This is a genomic window from Pseudomonas sp. F-14 TE3623, from assembly GCF_053629015.1.
In genome coordinates this window covers 2,677,422-2,697,632 of the sequence record NZ_JBRJHM010000001.1, presented here as the reverse complement: position 1 = coordinate 2,697,632, position 20,211 = coordinate 2,677,422, and the positions used below count along the sequence as shown (strand labels likewise).

21 protein-coding genes and 1 pseudogene are annotated in these 20,211 nt (G+C 58.5%); 18 read left to right on the top strand and 4 right to left on the bottom strand.

The window, feature by feature from the left end:
• The first annotated feature begins 25 nt into the window (after positions 1–25).
• The 4 genes and pseudogenes from AB7M29_RS12345 (at position 26) to AB7M29_RS12330 (ending at position 2,380) form a co-directional block, all read left to right on the top strand.
• Positions 26–550 carry a hypothetical protein gene (locus AB7M29_RS12345; protein ID WP_454246921.1) on the top strand — a complete coding sequence of 175 codons (525 nt, stop codon included), beginning with the start codon at positions 26–28 and terminating at the stop codon, positions 548–550.
• A 554-nt stretch (positions 551–1,104) separates the two neighbouring features.
• Positions 1,105–1,338, top strand: a pseudogene (locus AB7M29_RS12340) (site-specific integrase); the annotation flags it as partial.
• 22 nt (positions 1,339–1,360) lie between these two features.
• Positions 1,361–1,906, top strand: coding sequence for a GTP cyclohydrolase I FolE (gene folE / locus AB7M29_RS12335; protein ID WP_052963648.1), 546 nt, complete (start codon positions 1,361–1,363; stop codon positions 1,904–1,906).
• A 102-nt stretch (positions 1,907–2,008) separates the two neighbouring features.
• On the top strand, positions 2,009–2,380 hold the full coding sequence (locus AB7M29_RS12330; protein ID WP_454246920.1) for a glutathione S-transferase N-terminal domain-containing protein: 372 nt from the start codon (positions 2,009–2,011) through the stop codon (positions 2,378–2,380).
• 194 nt (positions 2,381–2,574) lie between these two features.
• Here AB7M29_RS12330 and AB7M29_RS12325 read toward each other — a convergent pair whose 3' ends face one another.
• Entirely contained in the window at positions 2,575–3,741 is a 1,167-nt protein-coding gene (locus AB7M29_RS12325; RefSeq protein ID WP_454246919.1) for an aminotransferase-like domain-containing protein, read from the bottom strand.
• 81 nt (positions 3,742–3,822) lie between these two features.
• Here AB7M29_RS12325 and AB7M29_RS12320 point away from each other — a divergent pair, with 81 nt between their 5' ends.
• The 3 genes from AB7M29_RS12320 to AB7M29_RS12310 all read left to right on the top strand — a co-directional run bounded on the left by AB7M29_RS12320 (position 3,823) and on the right by AB7M29_RS12310 (position 6,640).
• On the top strand, positions 3,823–4,269 hold the full coding sequence (locus AB7M29_RS12320; protein WP_217858023.1) for a MarR family winged helix-turn-helix transcriptional regulator: 447 nt from the start codon (positions 3,823–3,825) through the stop codon (positions 4,267–4,269).
• Positions 4,270–4,584: 315 nt separating this feature from the next.
• Positions 4,585–5,934, top strand: coding sequence for an NCS2 family permease (locus tag AB7M29_RS12315; RefSeq protein WP_008005650.1), 1,350 nt, complete (start codon positions 4,585–4,587; stop codon positions 5,932–5,934).
• Positions 5,935–6,013: 79 nt separating this feature from the next.
• Positions 6,014–6,640: a LysE family translocator gene (locus tag AB7M29_RS12310; RefSeq protein WP_454246918.1), complete on the top strand. Its 627-nt coding sequence runs from the start codon at positions 6,014–6,016 to the stop codon at positions 6,638–6,640.
• 224 nt (positions 6,641–6,864) lie between these two features.
• Here AB7M29_RS12310 and uraH read toward each other — a convergent pair whose 3' ends face one another.
• Positions 6,865–7,218 carry a hydroxyisourate hydrolase gene (gene uraH / locus AB7M29_RS12305; protein WP_217858025.1) on the bottom strand — a complete coding sequence of 118 codons (354 nt, stop codon included), beginning with the start codon at positions 7,216–7,218 and terminating at the stop codon, positions 6,865–6,867.
• Positions 7,219–7,653: 435 nt separating this feature from the next.
• Between uraH and puuE the strand changes: the two genes are divergently transcribed.
• The 8 genes from puuE (at position 7,654) to AB7M29_RS12265 (ending at position 15,820) form a co-directional block, all read left to right on the top strand.
• Positions 7,654–8,580: an allantoinase PuuE gene (gene puuE / locus AB7M29_RS12300; protein WP_201059443.1), complete on the top strand. Its 927-nt coding sequence runs from the start codon at positions 7,654–7,656 to the stop codon at positions 8,578–8,580.
• A complete protein-coding gene (gene uraD / locus AB7M29_RS12295) occupies positions 8,577–9,092 on the top strand; it encodes a 2-oxo-4-hydroxy-4-carboxy-5-ureidoimidazoline decarboxylase (RefSeq protein WP_454246917.1) in 516 nt (171 codons plus the stop codon). The genes puuE and uraD overlap by 4 nt, the downstream gene beginning before the upstream one ends.
• A gap of 90 nt (positions 9,093–9,182) precedes the next feature.
• Entirely contained in the window at positions 9,183–10,178 is a 996-nt protein-coding gene (gene alc / locus AB7M29_RS12290; protein ID WP_030131652.1) for an allantoicase, read from the top strand.
• A gap of 135 nt (positions 10,179–10,313) precedes the next feature.
• Positions 10,314–10,817, top strand: coding sequence for an ureidoglycolate lyase (locus AB7M29_RS12285; protein WP_052963640.1), 504 nt, complete (start codon positions 10,314–10,316; stop codon positions 10,815–10,817).
• Positions 10,818–10,867: 50 nt separating this feature from the next.
• A complete protein-coding gene (locus AB7M29_RS12280) occupies positions 10,868–12,172 on the top strand; it encodes a urate hydroxylase PuuD (RefSeq protein WP_454246916.1) in 1,305 nt (434 codons plus the stop codon).
• Positions 12,173–12,365: 193 nt separating this feature from the next.
• The gene (locus tag AB7M29_RS12275) at positions 12,366–13,718 is read left to right on the top strand and encodes a nucleobase:cation symporter-2 family protein (RefSeq protein WP_217858029.1); all 1,353 of its coding nucleotides are present in this window, start codon (positions 12,366–12,368) and stop codon (positions 13,716–13,718) included.
• Between the two features lie 155 nt (positions 13,719–13,873).
• Positions 13,874–14,659, top strand: coding sequence for an outer membrane protein OmpK (locus AB7M29_RS12270; protein ID WP_217858030.1), 786 nt, complete (start codon positions 13,874–13,876; stop codon positions 14,657–14,659).
• 375 nt (positions 14,660–15,034) lie between these two features.
• Positions 15,035–15,820 (top strand): outer membrane protein OmpK, encoded by a 786-nt coding sequence (locus tag AB7M29_RS12265; RefSeq protein WP_217858031.1) that lies wholly within the window; start codon positions 15,035–15,037, stop codon positions 15,818–15,820.
• Between the two features lie 118 nt (positions 15,821–15,938).
• Here the strand turns inward: AB7M29_RS12265 and AB7M29_RS12260 are convergent, their stop codons facing one another.
• Together AB7M29_RS12260 and AB7M29_RS12255 are read right to left on the bottom strand one after the other, a co-directional pair.
• A complete protein-coding gene (locus AB7M29_RS12260) occupies positions 15,939–17,111 on the bottom strand; it encodes a patatin-like phospholipase family protein (RefSeq protein WP_217858032.1) in 1,173 nt (390 codons plus the stop codon).
• 35 nt (positions 17,112–17,146) lie between these two features.
• Complete coding sequence (locus tag AB7M29_RS12255) at positions 17,147–18,079, bottom strand: lipid A biosynthesis lauroyl acyltransferase (protein ID WP_454246915.1); 933 nt, start codon at positions 18,077–18,079, stop codon at positions 17,147–17,149.
• Between the two features lie 118 nt (positions 18,080–18,197).
• On the opposite strand from AB7M29_RS12255, the gene minC reads away from it, so the two are divergent.
• From minC to minE, 3 genes are all read left to right on the top strand, one after another.
• Positions 18,198–18,935 (top strand): septum site-determining protein MinC, encoded by a 738-nt coding sequence (minC, locus tag AB7M29_RS12250; protein ID WP_052963713.1) that lies wholly within the window; start codon positions 18,198–18,200, stop codon positions 18,933–18,935.
• Positions 18,936–19,136: 201 nt separating this feature from the next.
• Positions 19,137–19,949 (top strand): septum site-determining protein MinD, encoded by an 813-nt coding sequence (gene minD, locus AB7M29_RS12245; RefSeq protein ID WP_050681334.1) that lies wholly within the window; start codon positions 19,137–19,139, stop codon positions 19,947–19,949.
• Entirely contained in the window at positions 19,949–20,203 is a 255-nt protein-coding gene (gene minE / locus AB7M29_RS12240; RefSeq protein ID WP_048394400.1) for a cell division topological specificity factor MinE, read from the top strand. Before minD ends, minE begins: the two co-directional genes overlap by 1 nt.
• Positions 20,204–20,211 lie beyond the last annotated feature (8 nt).

Here is a 20,211-nt window from a genome sequence, read left to right as displayed (position 1 = left end):
GCGCAGATAAAAAAAGGAAATTAAAATGTCTGAAGCACTCAAGGAAAAAATCTCGAACGACATCTTTGGGCCAGTTCAAACCTACACCCTCTTCAATCAGAGTGGCATCCTGATTACCTTGGATGTGCCCAGCCCAGTGATGCTCAATCTGAACAGCCAGGACTATTACCCCCCCCTCACGGACCTATCCACAAAAGTCGTTCCAGTTGTGAAGAACACCTCGGGTCTTGACCTCAAATCGGCGACGTTCACTATCCAACTCAATGACGTAAAAGAGGACGACAACACGATCGCGAATGTGCGGTGGTGGAGCACCGGTCAGGCACAGGGGCTACAGTCCATGGTATTCACTTGTGGACCGATTGATAACGGGACCCAAGACTCAGGTACCGCCACCACTTCTGGATACGCTCGAATCCGGTGGGCCACCATGGCGAACACCGGGCGCAAAAATGAAACCTTTACCGTGAGCGATGTCTCGCTCACCTTCAAAGCTGCTTCTTCGATTACTACGGGTGCAACTGACGGGCCGATTGTCAGGGTTGGCTAGCTGATCTGCCACCGCGGGGCCCAGAGTTCCGGTCCCCGCGGTCCTCCCCGCCGCTGCGATGTTTTGCCAAATCGACATGCTGGACGGACCGAAAAGGTTTGAAGCCGATTCGCCGGTCTTAAGTCAAGGTTAAAAGCCACCGCGCCAGCAGTGTTCAACCGCAGGGTTTGCCCTTTAACTCACCTGATCGGTTGAACCCGTCGAACCCGTTTCCTCTTCATTGGCTACGACCGAATCGTGCCTGACAGCCATGTGGATCAAGCGGTAGTGAGAACACCTGCACCGCTCTGGCAGTCAACTCCCCCCGAGAAACGCTGGGTGCCGCCAATGGGCCCAAAACGTGTCATCGAACGTTGGCTAGTGCCCAACACATCCAGTGCCGACGGACTCACTTGGCAGACGATTCGGTTGTAACAGACTCAGGCGGTGACAGCCGGCCGCCAATCAGATTTTATGGCTCACACCAGTCCCTTTTTGACTGGGAGTCATCACCTTAACTCGCCCGGCAGACGAAACAGCGCTTGGCATCGAAAGGCTGTTTCTCCTTCACCCATTTGCAGCTTCGCGCCCGCCGGCAATACAACTGCCGACACACATACGCTACCATGTGCCTCATGGCGGGTATGAACCCTGCATTTATTGCCACTCAGCTCGGTCATAGCGTTCAGATGCTGCTATCGACCTACGCCCGATGGATAAACTCCAGCACCGACTGGGGTGAGCTCGGGAAGCTCGAAAACAGCTGGGTTGGTACAAAATTGGTACAGACTGAAACAGTACCCCTCTGAAACCCTTATGGAATCAGCCTCTGTGACACTGGAACAGAATTACACCGAGATTCTCGGCCAATTGGGCGAGGACGCCTCCCGCGAGGGCCTGCTCGACACGCCAAAACGTGCCGCCAAAGCCATGCAGTACCTCTGCCGCGGTTATGAACAGACACTGGAAGAGGTCACCAACGGTGCCTTGTTCAGCTCCGACAACAGCGAGATGGTGCTGGTCAAGGACATCGAGCTCTACTCGTTGTGCGAGCACCACATGCTGCCGTTCATCGGTAAGGCGCACGTTGCCTACATTCCGAGCGGCAAGGTCCTGGGGCTGTCGAAAGTCGCGCGCATCGTTGATATGTACGCCCGACGCCTGCAGATCCAGGAAAATCTCAGCCGCCAGATCGCCGATGCGGTCCAGCAAGTCACCGGCGCCATCGGCGTTGCAGTGGTGATCGAGGCCAAGCACATGTGCATGATGATGCGCGGTGTAGAGAAACAGAATTCGACGATGATCACCTCGGTGATGCTCGGCGAGTTCCGCGAAAACGCGGCCACCCGCAGCGAGTTTCTCAGCCTGATCAAGTAACTCGCAGCACGAAGAAAACCGGCACTGATCGCCGGTTTTTTTTCGCCCGTGAAAAATCAGGTAAGCTGCGCGCCTTCTGTTTGCTCCTGTGAGGCTTGTACCGTGTTAGTAAAAGCGCTTCGTGTCGGCCTCGGCCAACTGATCATCTTCATTGATTTCATTACTCGTCCAGGCAAGAAGCAGCGCCCCGCCGCTGCTCAGGCTCAGGTCGAAACGGCCGCCAAGGACCTGACCCTGTATCAGTTCCACGCCTGCCCGTTCTGCGTGAAAACCCGCCGCACCCTGCGCCGCCTGAACGTTCCGGTGGCATTGCGCGATGCCAAGAACAACGAACAGGATCGCCAGGCTCTGCTGGAGCAAGGTGGCAAGATCAAGGTGCCGTGCCTGCGCATCGAAGAGAATGGCCAGACCACCTGGATGTATGAATCCAAGGTGATCATTGATTATCTGGATAAGCGGTTTGCTGCTGCCTGATGGTTTTGTGGCGTGATGGATGACGTCTTCGCGAGCAAGCCCGCTCCCACATTGGTTTTGTGTTCACTATCGATCCAATGTGGGAGCGGGCTTGCTCGCGAAGAGGCCGGCACAATCACCACAAAAATCCAGACAAAAATAAACCGGCCGACTGGCCGGTTTATTCGTTTCTACCCCCTCTCCCACCAACAGCCTCAGGCCGCTTGCGCCGCCTGAGCCTGACGCACCACCGTAGCCAATCGCTTGAGCCCTTCGTCCAGCCGCGCCGGGTCGATATGGCTGAAGTTCAGCCGCAGATGACCGGGGTTCTTGTCCGGCTCTGGGAAAAACGGTTCGCCCGGCATAAACGCCACATCCGCCGCCAGCGCAGCCTTGAGCAGCGTGCGGGTATCCAGCGGCTGCTTGAGCGTCAGCCAGAAAAACAACCCGCCCTGCGGCACGTTCCACTCCGCCAGATCGGAAAAGTGCGTTTCCAATGCCGACTGAAACGCATCCCGACGAACCCGATAGAAGTCCCGCAACTCACCCAAGTGCTGTTGGTATTTCTCAGTGCCGATCCATTGCAGCGCTTGCCACTGCCCGATGCGGTTGGTGTGCAGATCGGCCGATTGCTTGAGCCGCAACAAGTGCGGAAACAGGTCCGGACTGGCGATCAGGTAACCAACCCGCAAGCCCGGCAACAGGGTTTTCGACACGGTGCCGGTGTAGATCCAGCTGGCCTTGTTCAAGCGACTGACGATCGGCGTGGCACTGCCGCCGTCGAAGGTCAGTTCGCGATAGGGTTCGTCTTCGATCAGGGTCACGCCGAACTCGTCGAGCAATGCCGCCACTGCATCTCGCTTGGCCTCGCTGTAGCGCACCGCCGACGGGTTCTGAAACGTCGGAATCAGGTAGGTAAACGCGGGTTTGTGTATTTCCAGACGACTGCGCAATTGCGCCAGGTTCGGGCCGTCGGCTTCCAGCGGGACGGTGATGCAGTCGGCGCCGAACAGCTGAAAAATCTGCAACGCCGCCAGGTAGGTCGGCGCCTCAAGCAGAATCTCGGTGCCTTTGTCGATATAGAGCTTGGCCGCCAGATCGAGGGTTTGCTGGGAACCGCTCACCACCAGCACCTGACTCGCCTCGCACGGCACGCCCAACGCTCGGGCTTCGGCCGCCAGCGCCTCACGCAGCGCCGGTTCGCCTTCACTCATGCCGTATTGCCCCATGGACAGCGGCATGTCCGCCCACTCGACTTTCGGCAGCATGGCTTCGGCCGGCAAGCCGCCAGCGAACGACATCACTTCCGGACGCTGGGCGGCGGCGAGGATTTCACGGATCAAAGAACTTTTAAGGCGCGAGACACGTTCGGAAAAAGCCATGGGGTCACCGGTAGCGAGGCCTGAGGAAAATGAGTCAAACTGGTTGACCGAAATTACGACAGACCGAGCGGATACGTCAACATGCTTGACCTTAAAAACCCCAGCACTCAGCAACAAGCCATGGAAGCGTTTTTCTTCGGTTACCAGGCGTTCACCGCCAAAGCCGACGAAATGCTCGAGCGTCGCGGCTTGAGCCGGGTGCATCAACGCATCGTGTTTTTCATCGCCCGTTACCCTGCCCTCAGCGTCAAGGAGTTGCTGGCGTTGCTCGGCGTGAGCAAGCAGGCGCTGAACATTCCGCTGCGGCAATTGGTGGAAATGCATTTGGTGAACAGCGTCGCGTCCGAGACCGACAAGCGTAAGCGGCTGCTGGAACTGACCGACGATGGTGCGCGGTTTGAGCAGTCACTGCGGCGCGAACAGGTGAAATTGCTGGAGCGGGTGTTTGCCGAGGCTGGGGAGACGGCGGTGAATGGGTGGCTGGCGGTGAATCTGGCGCTGGGTAAAGCCCAGGTCTTTCCAAGCTGATCGTTCCCACGCTCTGCGTGGGAATGCATCCCGTGACGCTCTGCGTCACATCAACGGCGGACGCAGAGCGTCCATGGCGGCATTCCCATGCAGAGCGTGGGAACGATCGTCTATAGCCGATATATCCCGATCAACAAACTTTTCGTCTACAAAATCAAAAACATTATTTGCTTTATTTGTATACAAAAGCATAATTCGCTTCGTGCGAGTTCCTGACCAAGAGGTCAACAAATTCGCAAGTGCCTCAAAGGGCCGCTGCCACCCTCATGGGTCCGGCCCTGGAAATAACAATAAAACTCTTGAGGAGTACTCGCTGTGGAAAGCCGCAAATCCGAAGCCCCGACGCTGGAACTCTCGCCGCCATTACGCAATGGCTGGCTGGAGCGCATCTTCAAACTCAGCTTGCACGGCACCACGGTGAAGACCGAGCTGATCGCCGGTCTGACAACCTTCATCACCATGGCCTACATCATCTTCGTCAACCCGAACATCATGGCCGATGCCGGCATCGATCACGGGGCGGCGTTCGTCGCCACATGCATCGCCGCCGCGCTGGGTTGCCTGCTGATGGGCCTGTACGCCAACTGGCCAGTGGGCCTGGCGCCGGGCATGGGCTTGAACGCGTTCTTCACTTACACCGTGGTCGGCACCATGGGCTACAACTGGGAAACCGCCCTCGGTGCGGTGTTCGTTTCCGGTGTGTTGTTCATGTTCCTGACCTTTTCCCGGATTCGCGAATGGCTGCTCAATAGCATTCCAGTGAGTTTGCGCTTTGCCATGGGCGCCGGTGTGGGCCTGTTTCTGGGGCTGATCGGTTTGAAAACCGCTGGCATCGTTGTCGATAGCCCGGCCACTCTGATCAAGCTTGGTTCCCTGCGCGAGCCTGGCCCGCTGCTGGCGGCCATCTGCTTCCTGATGATTGCCGTGCTCAGCTATCACAAAGTGTTCGGCGCGATCCTCATCAGCATCATCACCGTGACCCTGGCCGGTTGGGGCCTGGGCCTGGTGCACTACGAGGGCATCATGTCTGCCCCGCCGAGCCTGGCACCGACCTGGATGGCCATGAATGTCGCCGGCGTATTCAACGTCAGCATGATCAGCGTGGTGCTGGCCTTCCTCTTCGTACACATGTTCGACACCGCCGGGACACTGATGGGCGTCGCCCAGCGCGCCAACCTGGTGAACGCTGACGGCCGAATCGAAAACCTTTCCCGCGCCATGAAAGCCGACAGTGCTTCCAGCGTATTTGGTGCGGTGGTCGGTGTTCCGCCAGTCACCAGCTATGTGGAAAGTGCCGCTGGTGTAGCAGCGGGTGGTCGGACTGGTCTTACCGCCGTGACCGTAGGTGTGCTATTTATTGCCGCAATGTTTTTCGCCCCGCTGGCTGGCATGATCCCCGCTTATGCAACCGCAGGTGCACTGATTTATGTGGCGATGCTGATGATGGGCGGCATGGCGCATATCGAATGGGACGAAGCGACCGACAGCATTCCGGCGATCGTTACCGCGATCATGATGCCGCTGACCTTCTCGGTCGCCGACGGCATCGCGCTGGGCTTCATCACTTATGTGGCGCTGAAGGCCGGCACCGGTAAGTACAAGGAAATTTCCGTCAGCCTGTGGGTGCTTTGCGCGATCTTCATCGCCAAGTTCATTTTCTTGTAAGCCGTCTACGTTTCAAAAACAGTGTTTCAAATCAGCCTCACCCCGTCGGGTGAGGCTTTTGTGCAAATGGAGGAAAGTGATGAGTCTGGAAACCTGGCTGCTGTTCAGCGGCGCTGCGCTGGTGGTGATCCTGATCCCGGGGCCACTGTCGTTGCTAATGATCAGCAACAGTCTGAATTACGGTTTGCGCCGTTCTTACCCGGCGTTTCTGGGCGGCGTGATTGCGTCGATCTGCCTGCTCAGTGCTTCGGCGCTTGGCTTGGGCGCATTGTTGCTGGCGTCGGAACAGCTGTTCAGCGCCCTGAAAATCGTCGGCGCGCTGTACCTGTTTTATCTCGCCTGGCAGAGCTGGCAGCAATCGCGCCTGCCAACCCAAGGCGCCGAAGTGCCCCAGGCTGCACCAGTGCCGCGCTTTCGCGCACTGTTCGGGCGCGCGTTCATGCTCGGCGCGAGCAATCCGAAAGACATTTTGTTCTTCGCCGCTTTCCTGCCGCAGTTTTTGAGTGCCGAGCAACCCTTCTTGCCGCAGTTGCTGGTGATGATTGCCACCTGGACCGTGCTGGATTTGCTGTGCAAATTGGCTTATGGGCTGGGTGCTCACGGCGCCGCGCGGTATCTGCGCAGCGGCAAGGGGCAGAGCTGGTTTAACCGGGTGAGTGCGGGGTTGTTCAGTGGTGCCGGCGCGGCTTCGTTGTTGAGTCGTTAAAAGCAAAAGCTTCGCGAGCAAGCCCGCTCCCACATTTGATCTCTGCCGGTCACAAATAATGTATACGCAGAAGATCCAGTGTGGGAGCGGGCTTGCTCGCGAAGGCGTCATCAGCAACACCACATATCTCAGGGCAAAAAAAAGCCCGCAGTGTGAGCGGGCGAAAGACCAAAGAAGCTTATGCGCAGCTTTTTTTGAGAAGAAGGGGACTGGGGGGGAAAGTCCTAGCTTCCTCTGTAGGTCGAATAGCTATACGGCGAAATCAACAACGGCACATGGTAGTGATCCTGTTCCGCAGAGATGCCGAAACGCAGCACCACCACATCCAGGAACGCAGGCTCAGGCAGCTGAACCCCACGGGCGCGGTAGTAATCACCCGCGTGAAACTGAAGCTGATAGACCCCGGACCGATAGTCATCGCCTTGCAGCAGCGGCGCATCGACACGGCCATCGCTGTTGGTGAGCGCAGTGGCGACCCATTCCAGCTGCGAACCTTCAACGCGGTACAACTCGACCTTGATCGAACTGCCCGGGCAACCGTGTGCAGCGTCCAAAACGTGTGTAGTCAAACGTCCCATTGATTCTGCGCGCCTGCCTGCGTGGAGCAGTCAGACCTCGCGCCTCCCGAAGCCAGTTGAAAAGGAGACCGCACCGTTTCGGAGCACGAAAAGCTGCGGCGAGCGACTGATTAAGACATTTTTCAAAAAAATTGTACACAATAAAAACGACATTTTTACCGCTACCACCGTCATTCAGCCTTTGGCAGCGAATCTTGCGCCAAACCATAAGATCAAAGGACCTCTTATCCATTAGCTGACCAGTCAGGCAGGTTTCTTGCAATACTCTCCAAAGAGGGCAGTCAGTGAAAAATGCAAAAAATCAGGCTTACAAAGTGAATATAAAGTTGTATACAATCACTCCATCACTGTGACGCCAGCCTGCCCTCTCATCGCCAGGCCGCCACACACACCCTGACTTTGAATAAGTCGACACGAACAAGAAGGAAGACTGCAGTGAGCGCTGACTATCCACGCGACCTGATCGGTTACGGCAGTAACCCTCCTCACCCACACTGGCCGGGCAATGCCCGGATCGCGCTGTCCTTCGTGCTCAACTACGAGGAAGGTGGCGAGCGCAATATCCTGCACGGCGATAAAGAGTCCGAAGCTTTCCTCTCGGAGATGGTTTCGGCGCAGCCGCTGCAAGGCGAGCGCAACATGAGCATGGAATCCCTCTACGAGTATGGCAGCCGTGCCGGCGTCTGGCGGATTCTGAAACTGTTCAAGGAATTCGACATCCCGCTGACCATCTTCGCCGTGGCCATGGCCGCCCAGCGCCACCCGGACGTGATCCGCGCGATGGTCGATGCCGGTCACGAAATCTGCAGCCACGGCTATCGCTGGATCGACTACCAATACATGGACGAAGCGCAGGAACGCGAGCACATGCTCGAAGCGATCCGCATCCTCACCGAAATCACCGGCGAGCGCCCACTGGGTTGGTATACCGGCCGCACCGGCCCGAACACCCGTAGGCTGGTGATGGAAGAAGGCGGTTTCCTCTACGACTGTGACACCTACGACGACGACCTGCCCTACTGGGAACCGAACAACCCGACCGGCAAGGCGCATTTGGTGATCCCGTACACCCTGGACACCAACGACATGCGCTTCACCCAGGTCCAGGGTTTCAACAAGGGCGACGATTTCTTTGAGTACCTGAAAGACGCCTTCGATGTGCTGTACGCCGAAGGCGCCGAGGCTCCGAAAATGTTGTCGATCGGCCTGCACTGCCGGCTGATCGGCCGTCCGGCACGTCTGGCTTCGCTCAAACGCTTTATCGAATACGCTAAAAGTCATGAACAGGTGTGGTTCAGCCGTCGCGTCGACATCGCCCGTCACTGGCACGAAACCCACCCGTATCAAGGGGCCGCGAAATGAGCCACTTCCAAACCCTGAAGCCATCGACCCTCGGCCGCGACGCGTTTGTCGCCGCCTTCGCCGACATCTACGAACACTCGCCATGGGTGGCCGAAAAGGCCTTCGACCTGGGCCAGGACGCTTCGATCGACGAGATCGAAACCCTGCACCAGCGCATGAGCGACATCCTGTTGAGCGCTGATCACGCAAGCCAACTGGCCCTGATCAACGCGCACCCGGACCTGGCCGGCAAAGCCGCCGTCCAGGGCCAGCTTACCGCAGCCAGCACTGAAGAACAGTCTGGCGCGGGTATTCACCAATGCACGGCCGAAGAGTTCCAGCGCTTCACCGAGCTGAACGACGCCTACAAGGCCAAGTTCAAGTTTCCCTTCATCATGGCGGTAAAAGGCAGCAACCGGCATCAGATCCTCGCAGCGTTCGAAACGCGCATTCACAACTCGGTCGACACCGAATTCAAATGCGCGCTGGCGCAGATCAACAAGATCGCATTGTTCCGATTACTGACCCTATAAGCGAGCCTGGCCCGAGTGCTCTTAAACGCGAAAAGTATCCAGGGCCCTGCAAGCATCCCAAGCCAACTTATTTAAAGGCAGACAAGAAGAATGAAAGCTTACGCCGTACCTTTCGAGAAGTTCGTCAACCTGGCCGACGCCCGTCTGGGCACCAAAATCATCTCGGTCACCGATGACTGGTTCGCAGACGCCAACCGTCTGTTCCAACCGACCCCGGCCGTGTGGAAGGAGGGCGTGTTCGATGACAACGGCAAGTGGATGGACGGCTGGGAGTCGCGCCGCAAGCGCTTCGAAGGCTACGACAGCGCGGTGATCCGCCTAGGCGTACCGGGCTCGATCAAAGGCGTGGACATCGACACTTCATTCTTCACCGGCAACTTCCCGCCGTCGGCCTCCCTGGAAGCCTGCTTCCTGGCCTCGGGCGAGCCGGACGAAAACACCCAGTGGACTGAAGTGCTGTCGGCCGTCGAGTTGCAAGGCAACAGCCACCACTACCATGAAATCAACAACGACCAGGCGTTCAGCCACCTGCGTTTCAACATCTACCCGGATGGCGGCGTCGCCCGTCTGCGTGTGTACGGCATTCCGTTCCGCGACTGGTCAGCTGTGGGCGACAACGAACAGGTCGACCTGGCCGCAGCTCTGAACGGTGGCCGTGCGCTGGCCTGCTCCGACGAACACTTCGGCCGCATGAGCAACATCCTCAACCCGGGCCGTGGCATCAACATGGGCGACGGCTGGGAAACCGCACGTCGTCGTACACCGGGCAATGACTGGGTGATCGTCGCGCTGGGTCATGCCGGCGAGATCGAGAAAGTCATCGTCGACACCCTGCATTTCAAAGGTAACTACCCGGACACCTGTTCGATCCAGGGTGCATTCGTGAAGGGCGGCACCGACAGCCAGATCGAAACCCAATCGCTGTTCTGGCGTGAACTGTTGCCAAGCCAGAAGCTGGAAATGCACGCCGAACACACCTTCGCCGAGCAGATCAAGGCGCTGGGCCCGATCACCCACATCCGCCTGAACGTGTTCCCGGATGGGGGCGTGAGCCGCCTGCGGGTATTGGGCAAGGTCGCGAAGTAACACCCGATCGTTCCCACGCTCTGCGTGGGAATGCATACCGTGACGCTCCGCGTCACAGTGGACGCGGAGCGTCCATGGCGGCGTTCCCACGCAGAGCGTGGGAACGATCAAATTATAAAGACTAAGAAGACCAGCATGCGCACATTGACGATTGAACCGCTGACCAAAGAAGCCTTCGCCCCTTTCGGTGACGTGATCGAAACCGACGGCAGCGATCACTTCATGATCAACAATGGTTCGACCATGCGCTTTCACAAACTGGCTGTGGTCGAAACCGCCACGCCAGAGGACAAGGCGATCATCAGCATCTTCCGCGCCGACGCGCAGGACATGCCGCTGACCGTCTGCATGCTGGAGCGTCACCCGCTGGGCAGCCAGGCTTTCATTCCGCTGCTCGGCAACCCCTTTCTGATCGTGGTCGCGCCACTTGGCGATGAACCTGTATCAGGCTTGGTCCGCGCCTTCGTCACCAACGGCAGGCAGGGCATTAATTACCATCGCGGCGTTTGGCACCACCCGGTGCTGACGATCGAAAAGCGGGATGACTTCCTGGTGGTTGATCGCAGTGGCACAGGCAACAACTGCGATGAGCATTTTTTCAAAGAGGATGAGCGTTTGATCCTCGCCCCCCACCAATAAGAGAAGGTCTGATCACTCGACGACAGAGTGACAGGCGAGAGGTAAAGACTGTGGAAGCACATCTGTTGGAATGGCTGAACCTGAGCGTGCGCTGGGTTCACATGATTACTGGCGTGGCCTGGATCGGTGCGTCGTTCTATTTCGTCTGGCTGGAAAACAACCTCAACCGGGTCAATCCGAAAAACGGGCTGGCGGGCGATTTGTGGGCGATCCACGGCGGCGGTATCTATCACCTGGAAAAATACAAACTGGCTCCACCGACCATGCCGGACAACCTGCACTGGTTCAAGTGGGAAGCCTACTTCACCTGGCTGTCGGGGGTCGCACTGCTGTGCGTGGTGTTCTACTCCAACCCGACGCTGTACTTGCTCGCTCCGGGCAGCAGCCTGACCGGCCCTGAAGGTGTTCTGCTGGGCATCGGTTCGCTGTTCGTCGGCTGGTTTGTCTACTCCTTCCTCTGCGACTCGGCCCTGGGCAAACGCCCTGCCCTGCTCGGTTTCATCCTGTTTGTGCTGATCATTGGCGCCGCTTACGGCTTCAGCAAAGTGTTCAGCGGTCGTGGTGCGTACCTGCACGTCGGCGCGATCATCGGCACCATCATGGTCGGCAACGTGTTCCGTATCATCATGCCGGCGCAGCGCGCCTTGGTGGCGGCGATCGCCGAGAACCGCACGCCCGATCCGGCGCTGCCGGCCAAAGGCTTGCTGCGTTCGCGCCACAACAACTACTTCACCTTGCCGGTGCTGTTCATCATGATCAGCAACCACTTCCCGAGCACCTACGGCAGCCAATACAACTGGCTGATCCTGGCCGGGATCGCGGTGCTGGCGGTGTTGGTGCGTCACTACTTCAACACCCGTCATGACAGCCACAAGTTTGCCTGGACCCTGCCCGTTGCGGCGGTCGGCATGATCTGCCTGGCCTACGTGACCGGGCCGGCACCGATGTCCAGCGCACCGGAAGTGGCCAAGGCGCCTGGGACCATCGAGTACCAGCCGCTGCCGGAAACGGCCCTTGGTGGTGGCAAGAAACCGGCTGAAGCTGCACCCGCGGCGGCCCCTGAAACTGCACCCGCCCAGGCATCAAATGCCGGTCCTGCCTTCGACAAGGTGCACGACGTGATCCAGGAACGCTGCACGGTCTGCCATTCGGCCAAACCCACCAGCCCGCTGTTCAGCGCAGCGCCCGCGGGCGTGATGTTCGATACCCCGGAGCAGATCAAGCTCCAGGCCCCGCGCATCCAGGCCCAGGCTGTTGCCAGCCAGATCATGCCACTGGGCAACATCACCCAGATGACCCAACAGGAACGTGACCTGATTGGTGCGTGGATTGTTCAGGGGGCCCAAACCCAATAAGCAACACGCCGTTGTGGCGAGGGGGCTTGCCCCCGTTCGAACGCGAAGCGGTCGCAAAACCAGAGGATGCGGTCCTCCAGATAGGACGCGGTTGTTGGTTTTGGGGCTGCTCCGCAGCCCAACGGGGGCAAGCCCCCTCGCCACAGGTCCACCTGACACAAATCACAAGAATAAAAAAGATCCGAGGTGTTGCATGTCCGAGCTATCCGAAGCCCGCATCCCCGACGCACCCGCCATTCAGCGCTTACCCCTTTTGCAACTGATCCTGGTCGGTCTGCAACACGTTCTACTGATGTACGGCGGAGCCATCGCGGTGCCGCTGATCATCGGGCAGGCCGCAGGGCTGAGCCGTGAAGAAATCGCCTTCCTGATCAACGCCGACCTGCTGGTGGCCGGCATCGCCACCATCGTCCAGTCGCTGGGCATCGGCCCAATGGGCATCCGCATGCCGGTGATGATGGGCGCCAGTTTCGCCGCGGTCGGCAGCATGGTGGCCATGGCCGGGATGCCTGGCATCGGCCTGCAAGGGATTTTCGGTGCGACCATCGCCGCCGGATTCTTCGGCATGGTCATCGCGCCGTTCATGTCCAAAGTCGTGCGCTTCTTCCCGCCACTGGTGACCGGCACCGTCATCACCTCGATCGGTTTGTCGCTGTTCCCCGTGGCCGTGAATTGGGCCGGCGGCGGTGCTGACGCAGCTCAATTCGGTTCGCCTGTTTACCTGGCTATCGCTGCATTGGTACTGGCTACGATTCTGTTGGTCCATCGTTTCATGCGCGGTTTCTGGGTCAACATTTCGGTGCTGATCGGTATGTGCCTGGGCTACGTCATCTGCGGCGTCATCGGCATGGTCGACCTCAGCGGCATGGCCCAGGCACCGTGGCTGCAAATCGTCACGCCACTGCATTTCGGCATGCCGCAATTCCACCTCGCGCCGATCCTTTCGATGTGCCTGGTGGTGGTGATTATCTTCGTCGAGTCCACCGGGATGTTCCTGGCGCTGGGCAAAATCACGGGGCAGGACGTCACGCCACGGATGCTGCGTCGCGGCTTGCTGTGTGATGCCGGCGCTTCGTTTTTCGCCGGTTTCTTCAACACTTTCACCCACTCCTCTTTCGCCCAGAACATCGGTTTGGTGCAGATGACCGGCGTGCGTTGCCGTTCGGTGACCATCGTTGCCGGCGGCTTGCTGATAGTGCTGAGCCTGCTGCCGAAAGCGGCATTCCTGGTGGCGTCGATTCCCCCTGCGGTACTCGGCGGCGCGGCCATTGCGATGTTCGGCATGGTCGCCGCCACCGGGATCAAGATTCTTCAGGAAGCCGACATCGGTGACCGTCGCAACCAATTGCTGGTGGCGGTGAGCATCGGCATGGGGCTGATCCCGGTGGTACGCCCGGAATTCTTCGCGCACCTGCCAATGTGGATGAGCCCGATCACCCACAGCGGCATCGCCATGGCCACGCTGAGCGCCTTGGCGCTGAACCTGTTGTTCAACATTCTTGGCGGTCACGAGCGCGAAACCGTCAACGACTGTCACGCGCACTAACAAGTAACAACACAAACCCTGTGGGAGCGGGCTTGCTCGCGAAGGCGTCGTATCAGTCGACATTCATGTTTCTGACACACCGCTTTCGCGAGCAAACCCGCTCCCACAGGTTGGATGCCTGCGCCTCAAACAATAAAAACAAGAGGGAGCAACAGATGATTCGGACAAAAACCAGCGTGCTGTTGGGCACTGGCCTGTTGGCCGCGAGTCAAGCCATGGCCGGGGATTTGCTGCTGTGGCAGACCAACAGCCTGAGCTATCTGTATGGCAAGGATTTCGCGGTCAACCCGTCGATCCAGCAGACGATAACCTTTGAGCACGCCGACCGCTGGAAGTACGGCGACAACTTCCTGTTCGTCGACAGCACTTACTACAACGGCGAGAAAGACCGGAACAAAGGCGTTCACGCCTATTACGGCGAGTTCAGTCCGCGCCTGTCTTTCGGCAAAATCCTCGACCACCGTTTCGAATTCGGCCCGATCAAGGACGTGTTGCTGGCCATGACCTACGAGAATGGCGAAGACGACACTGAGGCCTATCTGATCGGCCCCGGTTTCGACCTCTCGGTACCGGGCTTCAATTTTTTCACCTTGAACTTCTACTATCGCCAGACCGAAGGCTCGCGTCCCGGCGACGATGTCTGGCAGATCACGCCGGCCTGGTCCTACACCCTGCCATTGGGCAGTTCGAACCTGTTGATCGACGGCTACATCGACTGGGTCGTGGATAACGACCAAAACTCACATGGCAGCTACCACGCCAACCTGCACTTGAACCCGCAGATCAAATATGACCTGGGGAAGGCCTTGGGCTGGCGGGAGAAACAGGTGTACGTCGGCGTCGAATACAGCTACTGGAAAGACAAATACGGCATCGAAAACAACGCCAACCTCGACACTAACGAGAACACCACCAGCCTGCTGGTGAAGGTGCATTTCTAGATGATCCGCAACCGTGCTCCAAACCTGTCGTCGATGCGCTGTTGCGGGGCACTTGAGACCTGGCCGAGGAGTCAGTATTCTCCGCGGCCGCCCGAATCTGGTCTAAAAAAAAGCCCGGATTTAATTCCTGACCAGAAAGCCAACTTATCCCGGCGCTGGACGGTACCAAGGCACTCCAAAACCACTCTCAATCGACTGCTCTTGAGCCGCCGAACGGGAGTTTTTTGGCTTTTTAAAAGCCTTGGCTCAGCTCTTGCTAACAGCACTGAAGCTGACCGATTGGATGATTTTTTACAGCTAAAGAAAAAGGCGCCACACCAGAGCGCCGACCTTAGAAAAATAACGTGGAACCACCTACTTTTTGGGAGCAACCGAATGAAACGTACGTGCACCAGCCTGATGCTCGCGGGATCCTTGCTGGCCGGGGGCCAGGCAATGGCCGGCGACTTGCTGCAATGGCAGAACAACAGTCTGACCTACCTCTATGGCAAAGACTTCCAGGTCAACCCGCGCATTCAGCAAACCGTCACCTTCGAGCACGCCGATGCCTGGAAATACGGCGACAACTTCGTGTTCGTCGACAAGATTTTCTACAACGGCAAAGAAGACAGCGGCGTCGGCTCGAACACCTATTACGGCGAAATCAGCCCGCGCTTGTCGTTTGGCAAGATCTTCGATCAGAAACTGGAGTTCGGCCCGGTCAAGGACGTGCTGCTGGCCATGACGTACGAATTCGGTGAGGGCGATACCGAGTCCTACCTGATCGGTCCTGGTTTCGACCTGGCGATTCCCGGGTTCGACTACTTCCAGTTGAACTTCTACCAGCGTCACACCGAGGGCAGTCGCCCGGGTGACAACGTCTGGCAGATCACCCCGGTCTGGTCCTACACCATTCCCGTGGGCGATTCGAACATCCTGATCGATGGTTTCATGGACTGGGTGGTCGACAACGACAAGAACAGCAAAGGCACCTACCACGCCAACCTGCACTTCAACCCACAGATCAAATACGACTTGGGTAAAGCCCTGAACATTGGCGAGAAGCAGTTGTACGTCGGTGTCGAGTACGACTACTGGTCAGACAAGTATGGGATCAAGGACAGCCAGTACTTCAAGACCGATCAGAGCAACACGAGCTTCCTGGTGAAGTTCCACTTCTAATCGTAAAAGCTTCGCGGGCAAGCCTCGCTTCCACAGGTTTTGTGTCGTTCGCCGATGATGTGAACGACACAAAACCTGTGGGAGCGAGGCTTGCCCGCGAATTGCCGCACCGCAAATCTCAAGCCGAAACCGCAGGCTCCACCAACCCCAGAAACCGGCACAGCTCATCCCGCTTGGCCAACGCATCGCGCCGCCCCAGATCGATCAACTCGCTGCAATACCCCGCCTCAAACAGCAGATAACTCAGCACCCCCGCCCCGCTAGTCTTGGTCGCCCCCGGCCCGCGCAAAAACAGACGCAAGGCCGCCGGTAATTCCTGGCGATGCCGCGCCGCAATTTCATCGATTGGCTGACTCGGCGAAATCACCAGCACGTCCACCGGCGCTGCTCCCAATGCACGACTCGGTACGCCGTCGGGCAGCAGATGGCTGAACTGATTCAGACGCTGCAGCAACTCGATGTCACTTTCCAGGCTGTCAATGAACGTACTGTTGAGCATGTGCCCGCCTATTTGTGCCAGGGTCGGCTGCTGACCGGTGTAGGCGCGTTGCAGCGGCTGTTCCGGGTCGACCCCGCGCGGGTTGCCGCTGACGCCCACCACCAGCACGCGGCTGGCACCCAGGTGCAGGGCCGGGCTGATCGGTGCCGATTGACGTACCGCGCCATCGCCAAAATATTCTTCGCCGATTTTCACCGGCGCAAACAGCAATGGAATCGCCGAACTGGCCAGCAAGTGTTCGACGCTCAATTGGGTCGGCACGCCGATTCGCCGATGGCGCAACCAGGATTCGATGGTGCCGCCACCCTGATAAAACGTGACGGCCTGACCGGACTCATAGCCAAACGCCGTGACCGCCACCGCCTTCAATTGCTTTTGCGCGATGGCCTCGGCAATCCCGGGCATGTGCAGTTTGTCGTTGAGCAAACCGCGCAGCGGCGAGCTGTTGAGCAGGGCCACTGGCACCGGAGCGCCAATCCCCATCAGATTGTGACTGACAAAACGGGTGGCTTGGTGGATCACCCCAGGCCAGTCGCTGCGCAATACCAGATGGCTACGGAAACCTTGCCAGAAGGCGGTCAGACGCTGAATCGCGCCGCGAAAGTCCATTGCCCCACTGGCCAGGCTGACCGCGTTGATCGCGCCGGCCGAGGTGCCGACGATCACCGGAAACGGATTCGCCGCCCCCACCGGCAGCAGCTCGGCAATCGCCGCCAGCACGCCCACCTGATAAGCCGCCCGAGCCCCGCCGCCGGAAAGTATCAACCCTGTAACCGGTTCAGCAGAACTCATCGCAACACTCCATGGTGCTTAAAGGGATCGGTGACTCAACCGCGTTTGGCGTACAGCTTCGGTTCGCCCGGTGGACGGCTCTTGAAGCGGCGATGTGCCCAGAGGTATTGCTCCGGACATTCGCGCAAAGCACTTTCGACCCACTGGTTGATGCGAATGCAGTCAACCTCTTCCGTCTCGCCGGGAAAACCCTCGAGCGGCGCATGAATCACCAACCGATAACCACTGCCGTCAGCCAGGCGTTGCTGAGTGAACGGTACGACCAGCGCCTTGCCCAGCCGCGCGAACTTGCTGGTGGCGGTGACGGTCGCCGCCTGAATCCCGAACAACGGCACGAAGATACTTTGCTTGGCGCCATAGTCCTGATCCGGTGCGTACCAGATCGCTCGGCCTGCCCGCAGCAGTTTGAGCATGCCACGCACGTCGTCGCGCTCCACCGCCAGCGAGTCAAGGTTGTGCCGCTCGCGGCCACGACGCTGGATGTAGTCGAACAGCGGATTTTTGTGTTCGCGGTACATGCCATCGATGGTGTGCTGCTGACCGAGCAGCGCCGCGCCGATCTCAAGCGTGGTGAAATGCACGGCCATCAGAATCACGCCCTTGCCGTCGCGCTGGGCCTGCTGCAAATGTTCCAGGCCTTCGACATGAGCCAGTTTCGCCAGACGCCTGCGCGACCACCACCAGCTCATGGCCATCTCGAAGAAGGCGATGCCGGTGGAGGCGAAGTTTTCCTTGAGCAGACGCTTGCGCTCGGCAGCGGTCTTTTCAGGGAAACACAGCTCAAGATTGCGCTTGGCAATGCGCCGTCGGTCGCCGGCCACTCGATACATCAATGCACCCAAGACGCGACCGACCGACAGTAACGCCGGATACGGCAGCTGCACAATCAGCCACAACAGCCCCAAGCCACACCACAGCGGCCAGAAACGTGGAGAAAGAAATGCTGTTCGAAAACGCGGGCGATCCATTAAAGGTTCCGTCAAGACAGTGGCCGCGCATTCTACATCGTTCGACCCGGCTTGCGGCCTGCGGGCGTTCTCGTTATAAGTCTCGGCACTTTTAGTGACAAGCCGTTGTATGCCGACCATGAGCCAAACCGAACCGCTAGACCAAAATCCCGTGTTCCAGTTGAAGGGCAGCATGCTCGCCATTACGGTGCTGGAACTGGCCCGTAACGACCTTGAGAACCTTGATCGGCAACTCGCCGCAAAGGTCGCCCAGGCGCCCAACTTCTTCAGTAACGCGCCGCTGGTCCTGGCCCTGGACAAACTCCCGGCCAGCGAAGGCTCGGTCGATCTGCCCGGACTGATGCGCATCTGCCGCCAGCACGGCCTGCGCACCCTGGCGATCCGTGCCAGCCGCATCGAAGACATCGCCGCCGCCATCGCGGTCGATCTGCCGGTGCTGCCGCCGTCCGGTGCCCGTGAGCGGCCGCTCGACCCGAACGAAGGCATCGTTGCAAAAAAACCGGAAAAACCACCGGAGCCGACCATCAAACCGACCAAAATCATTACCTCGCCGGTACGCGGTGGCCAGCAGATTTATGCTCAGGGTTGCGATTTGGTGGTGATTTCGTCGGTCAGCCCGGGGGCGGAACTTCTCGCCGATGGGAACATCCATGTATACGGCGCGATGCGCGGTCGTGTCTTGGCCGGCGTCAAAGGTGACACGAAAGCCAGGATTTTCTGTCAGCAAATGACCGCTGAACTGGTCTCCATCGCCGGCCACTACAAGGTTTCCGAGGATTTGCGTCGTGATCCATTGTGGGGCGCGGGCGTACAAGTCAGCCTGTCGGGCGACGTGTTGAACATCATTCGGCTTTAACGGATACTGCCGCATTTTCCAAGCATCTCTAAAACGTAGCGAAAACGGCTCAAACGAAGTAGGAAAAAGGCTAAAAGCAGTGTTTACCGGGGGTAAACGCCGCTCAGAACCGGATTCCAGCCAAGGCTGTCCGACTGCAGTAGTTTTTCAAGAGATGTTTTTCAGGGGCTAAACGTCCTTTTTCCTTAGGGGTAAAACACCTTGGCCAAGATTCTCGTGGTTACATCCGGCAAGGGTGGTGTGGGTAAGACCACCACCAGCGCCGCTATCGGTACCGGCCTCGCTCTGCGTGGTCACAAAACAGTTATTGTCGACTTTGACGTCGGCCTGCGTAACCTCGACCTGATCATGGGTTGCGAGCGCCGCGTGGTGTATGACTTCGTCAACGTGGTAAACGGCGAAGCCAACCTGCAACAGGCGCTGATCAAAGACAAGCGCCTGGAAAACCTCTACGTCCTGGCCGCCAGTCAGACCCGCGACAAAGACGCGCTGACCCTGGAAGGCGTGGAAAAAGTGCTGATGGCACTGAAAGAAGACTTCGAATTCGTGGTCTGCGACTCCCCGGCGGGCATCGAGAAAGGCGCCCACCTGGCCATGTACTTCGCTGATGAAGCGATTGTCGTGACCAACCCGGAAGTGTCATCGGTACGTGACTCGGACCGCATGCTCGGCCTGCTGGCCAGCAAGTCCCGTCGCGCCGAGAACGGCGAAGAGCCGATCAAGGAACACCTGCTGCTGACCCGCTACAACCCTACACGCGTGAGCAACGGCGAAATGCTCGGCGTCGAAGACGTCAAGGACATCCTCGCAGTTACCCTGCTGGGCGTGATTCCGGAATCGCAAGCCGTCCTCAAAGCCTCCAACCAGGGCGTGCCAGTGATTCTCGACGACCAGAGCGACGCCGGTCAGGCGTACAGCGATGCGGTCGATCGTCTGCTGGGCAAAACCGTGGACCATCGTTTCCTCGATGTCGAGAAGAAGGGATTCTTCGAGCGACTTTTTGGAGGTAGGTAATGAACCTTTTTGACTTCTTTCGTGCCAACAAAAAGCCTAATACCGCCTCGGTAGCGAAAGAGCGTCTACAGATCATCGTGGCGCATGAACGCGGCCAGCGCAGTACGCCGGATTACCTGCCAGCCTTGCAGAAGGAACTGGTGGAAGTGATCCGCAAGTACGTCAATATCGGGTCCGATGACGTGCATGTCGCTCTGGAAAACCAGGGCAGCTGCTCGATTCTGGAACTCAATATCACCCTGCCAGATCGCTGAGTCGATCC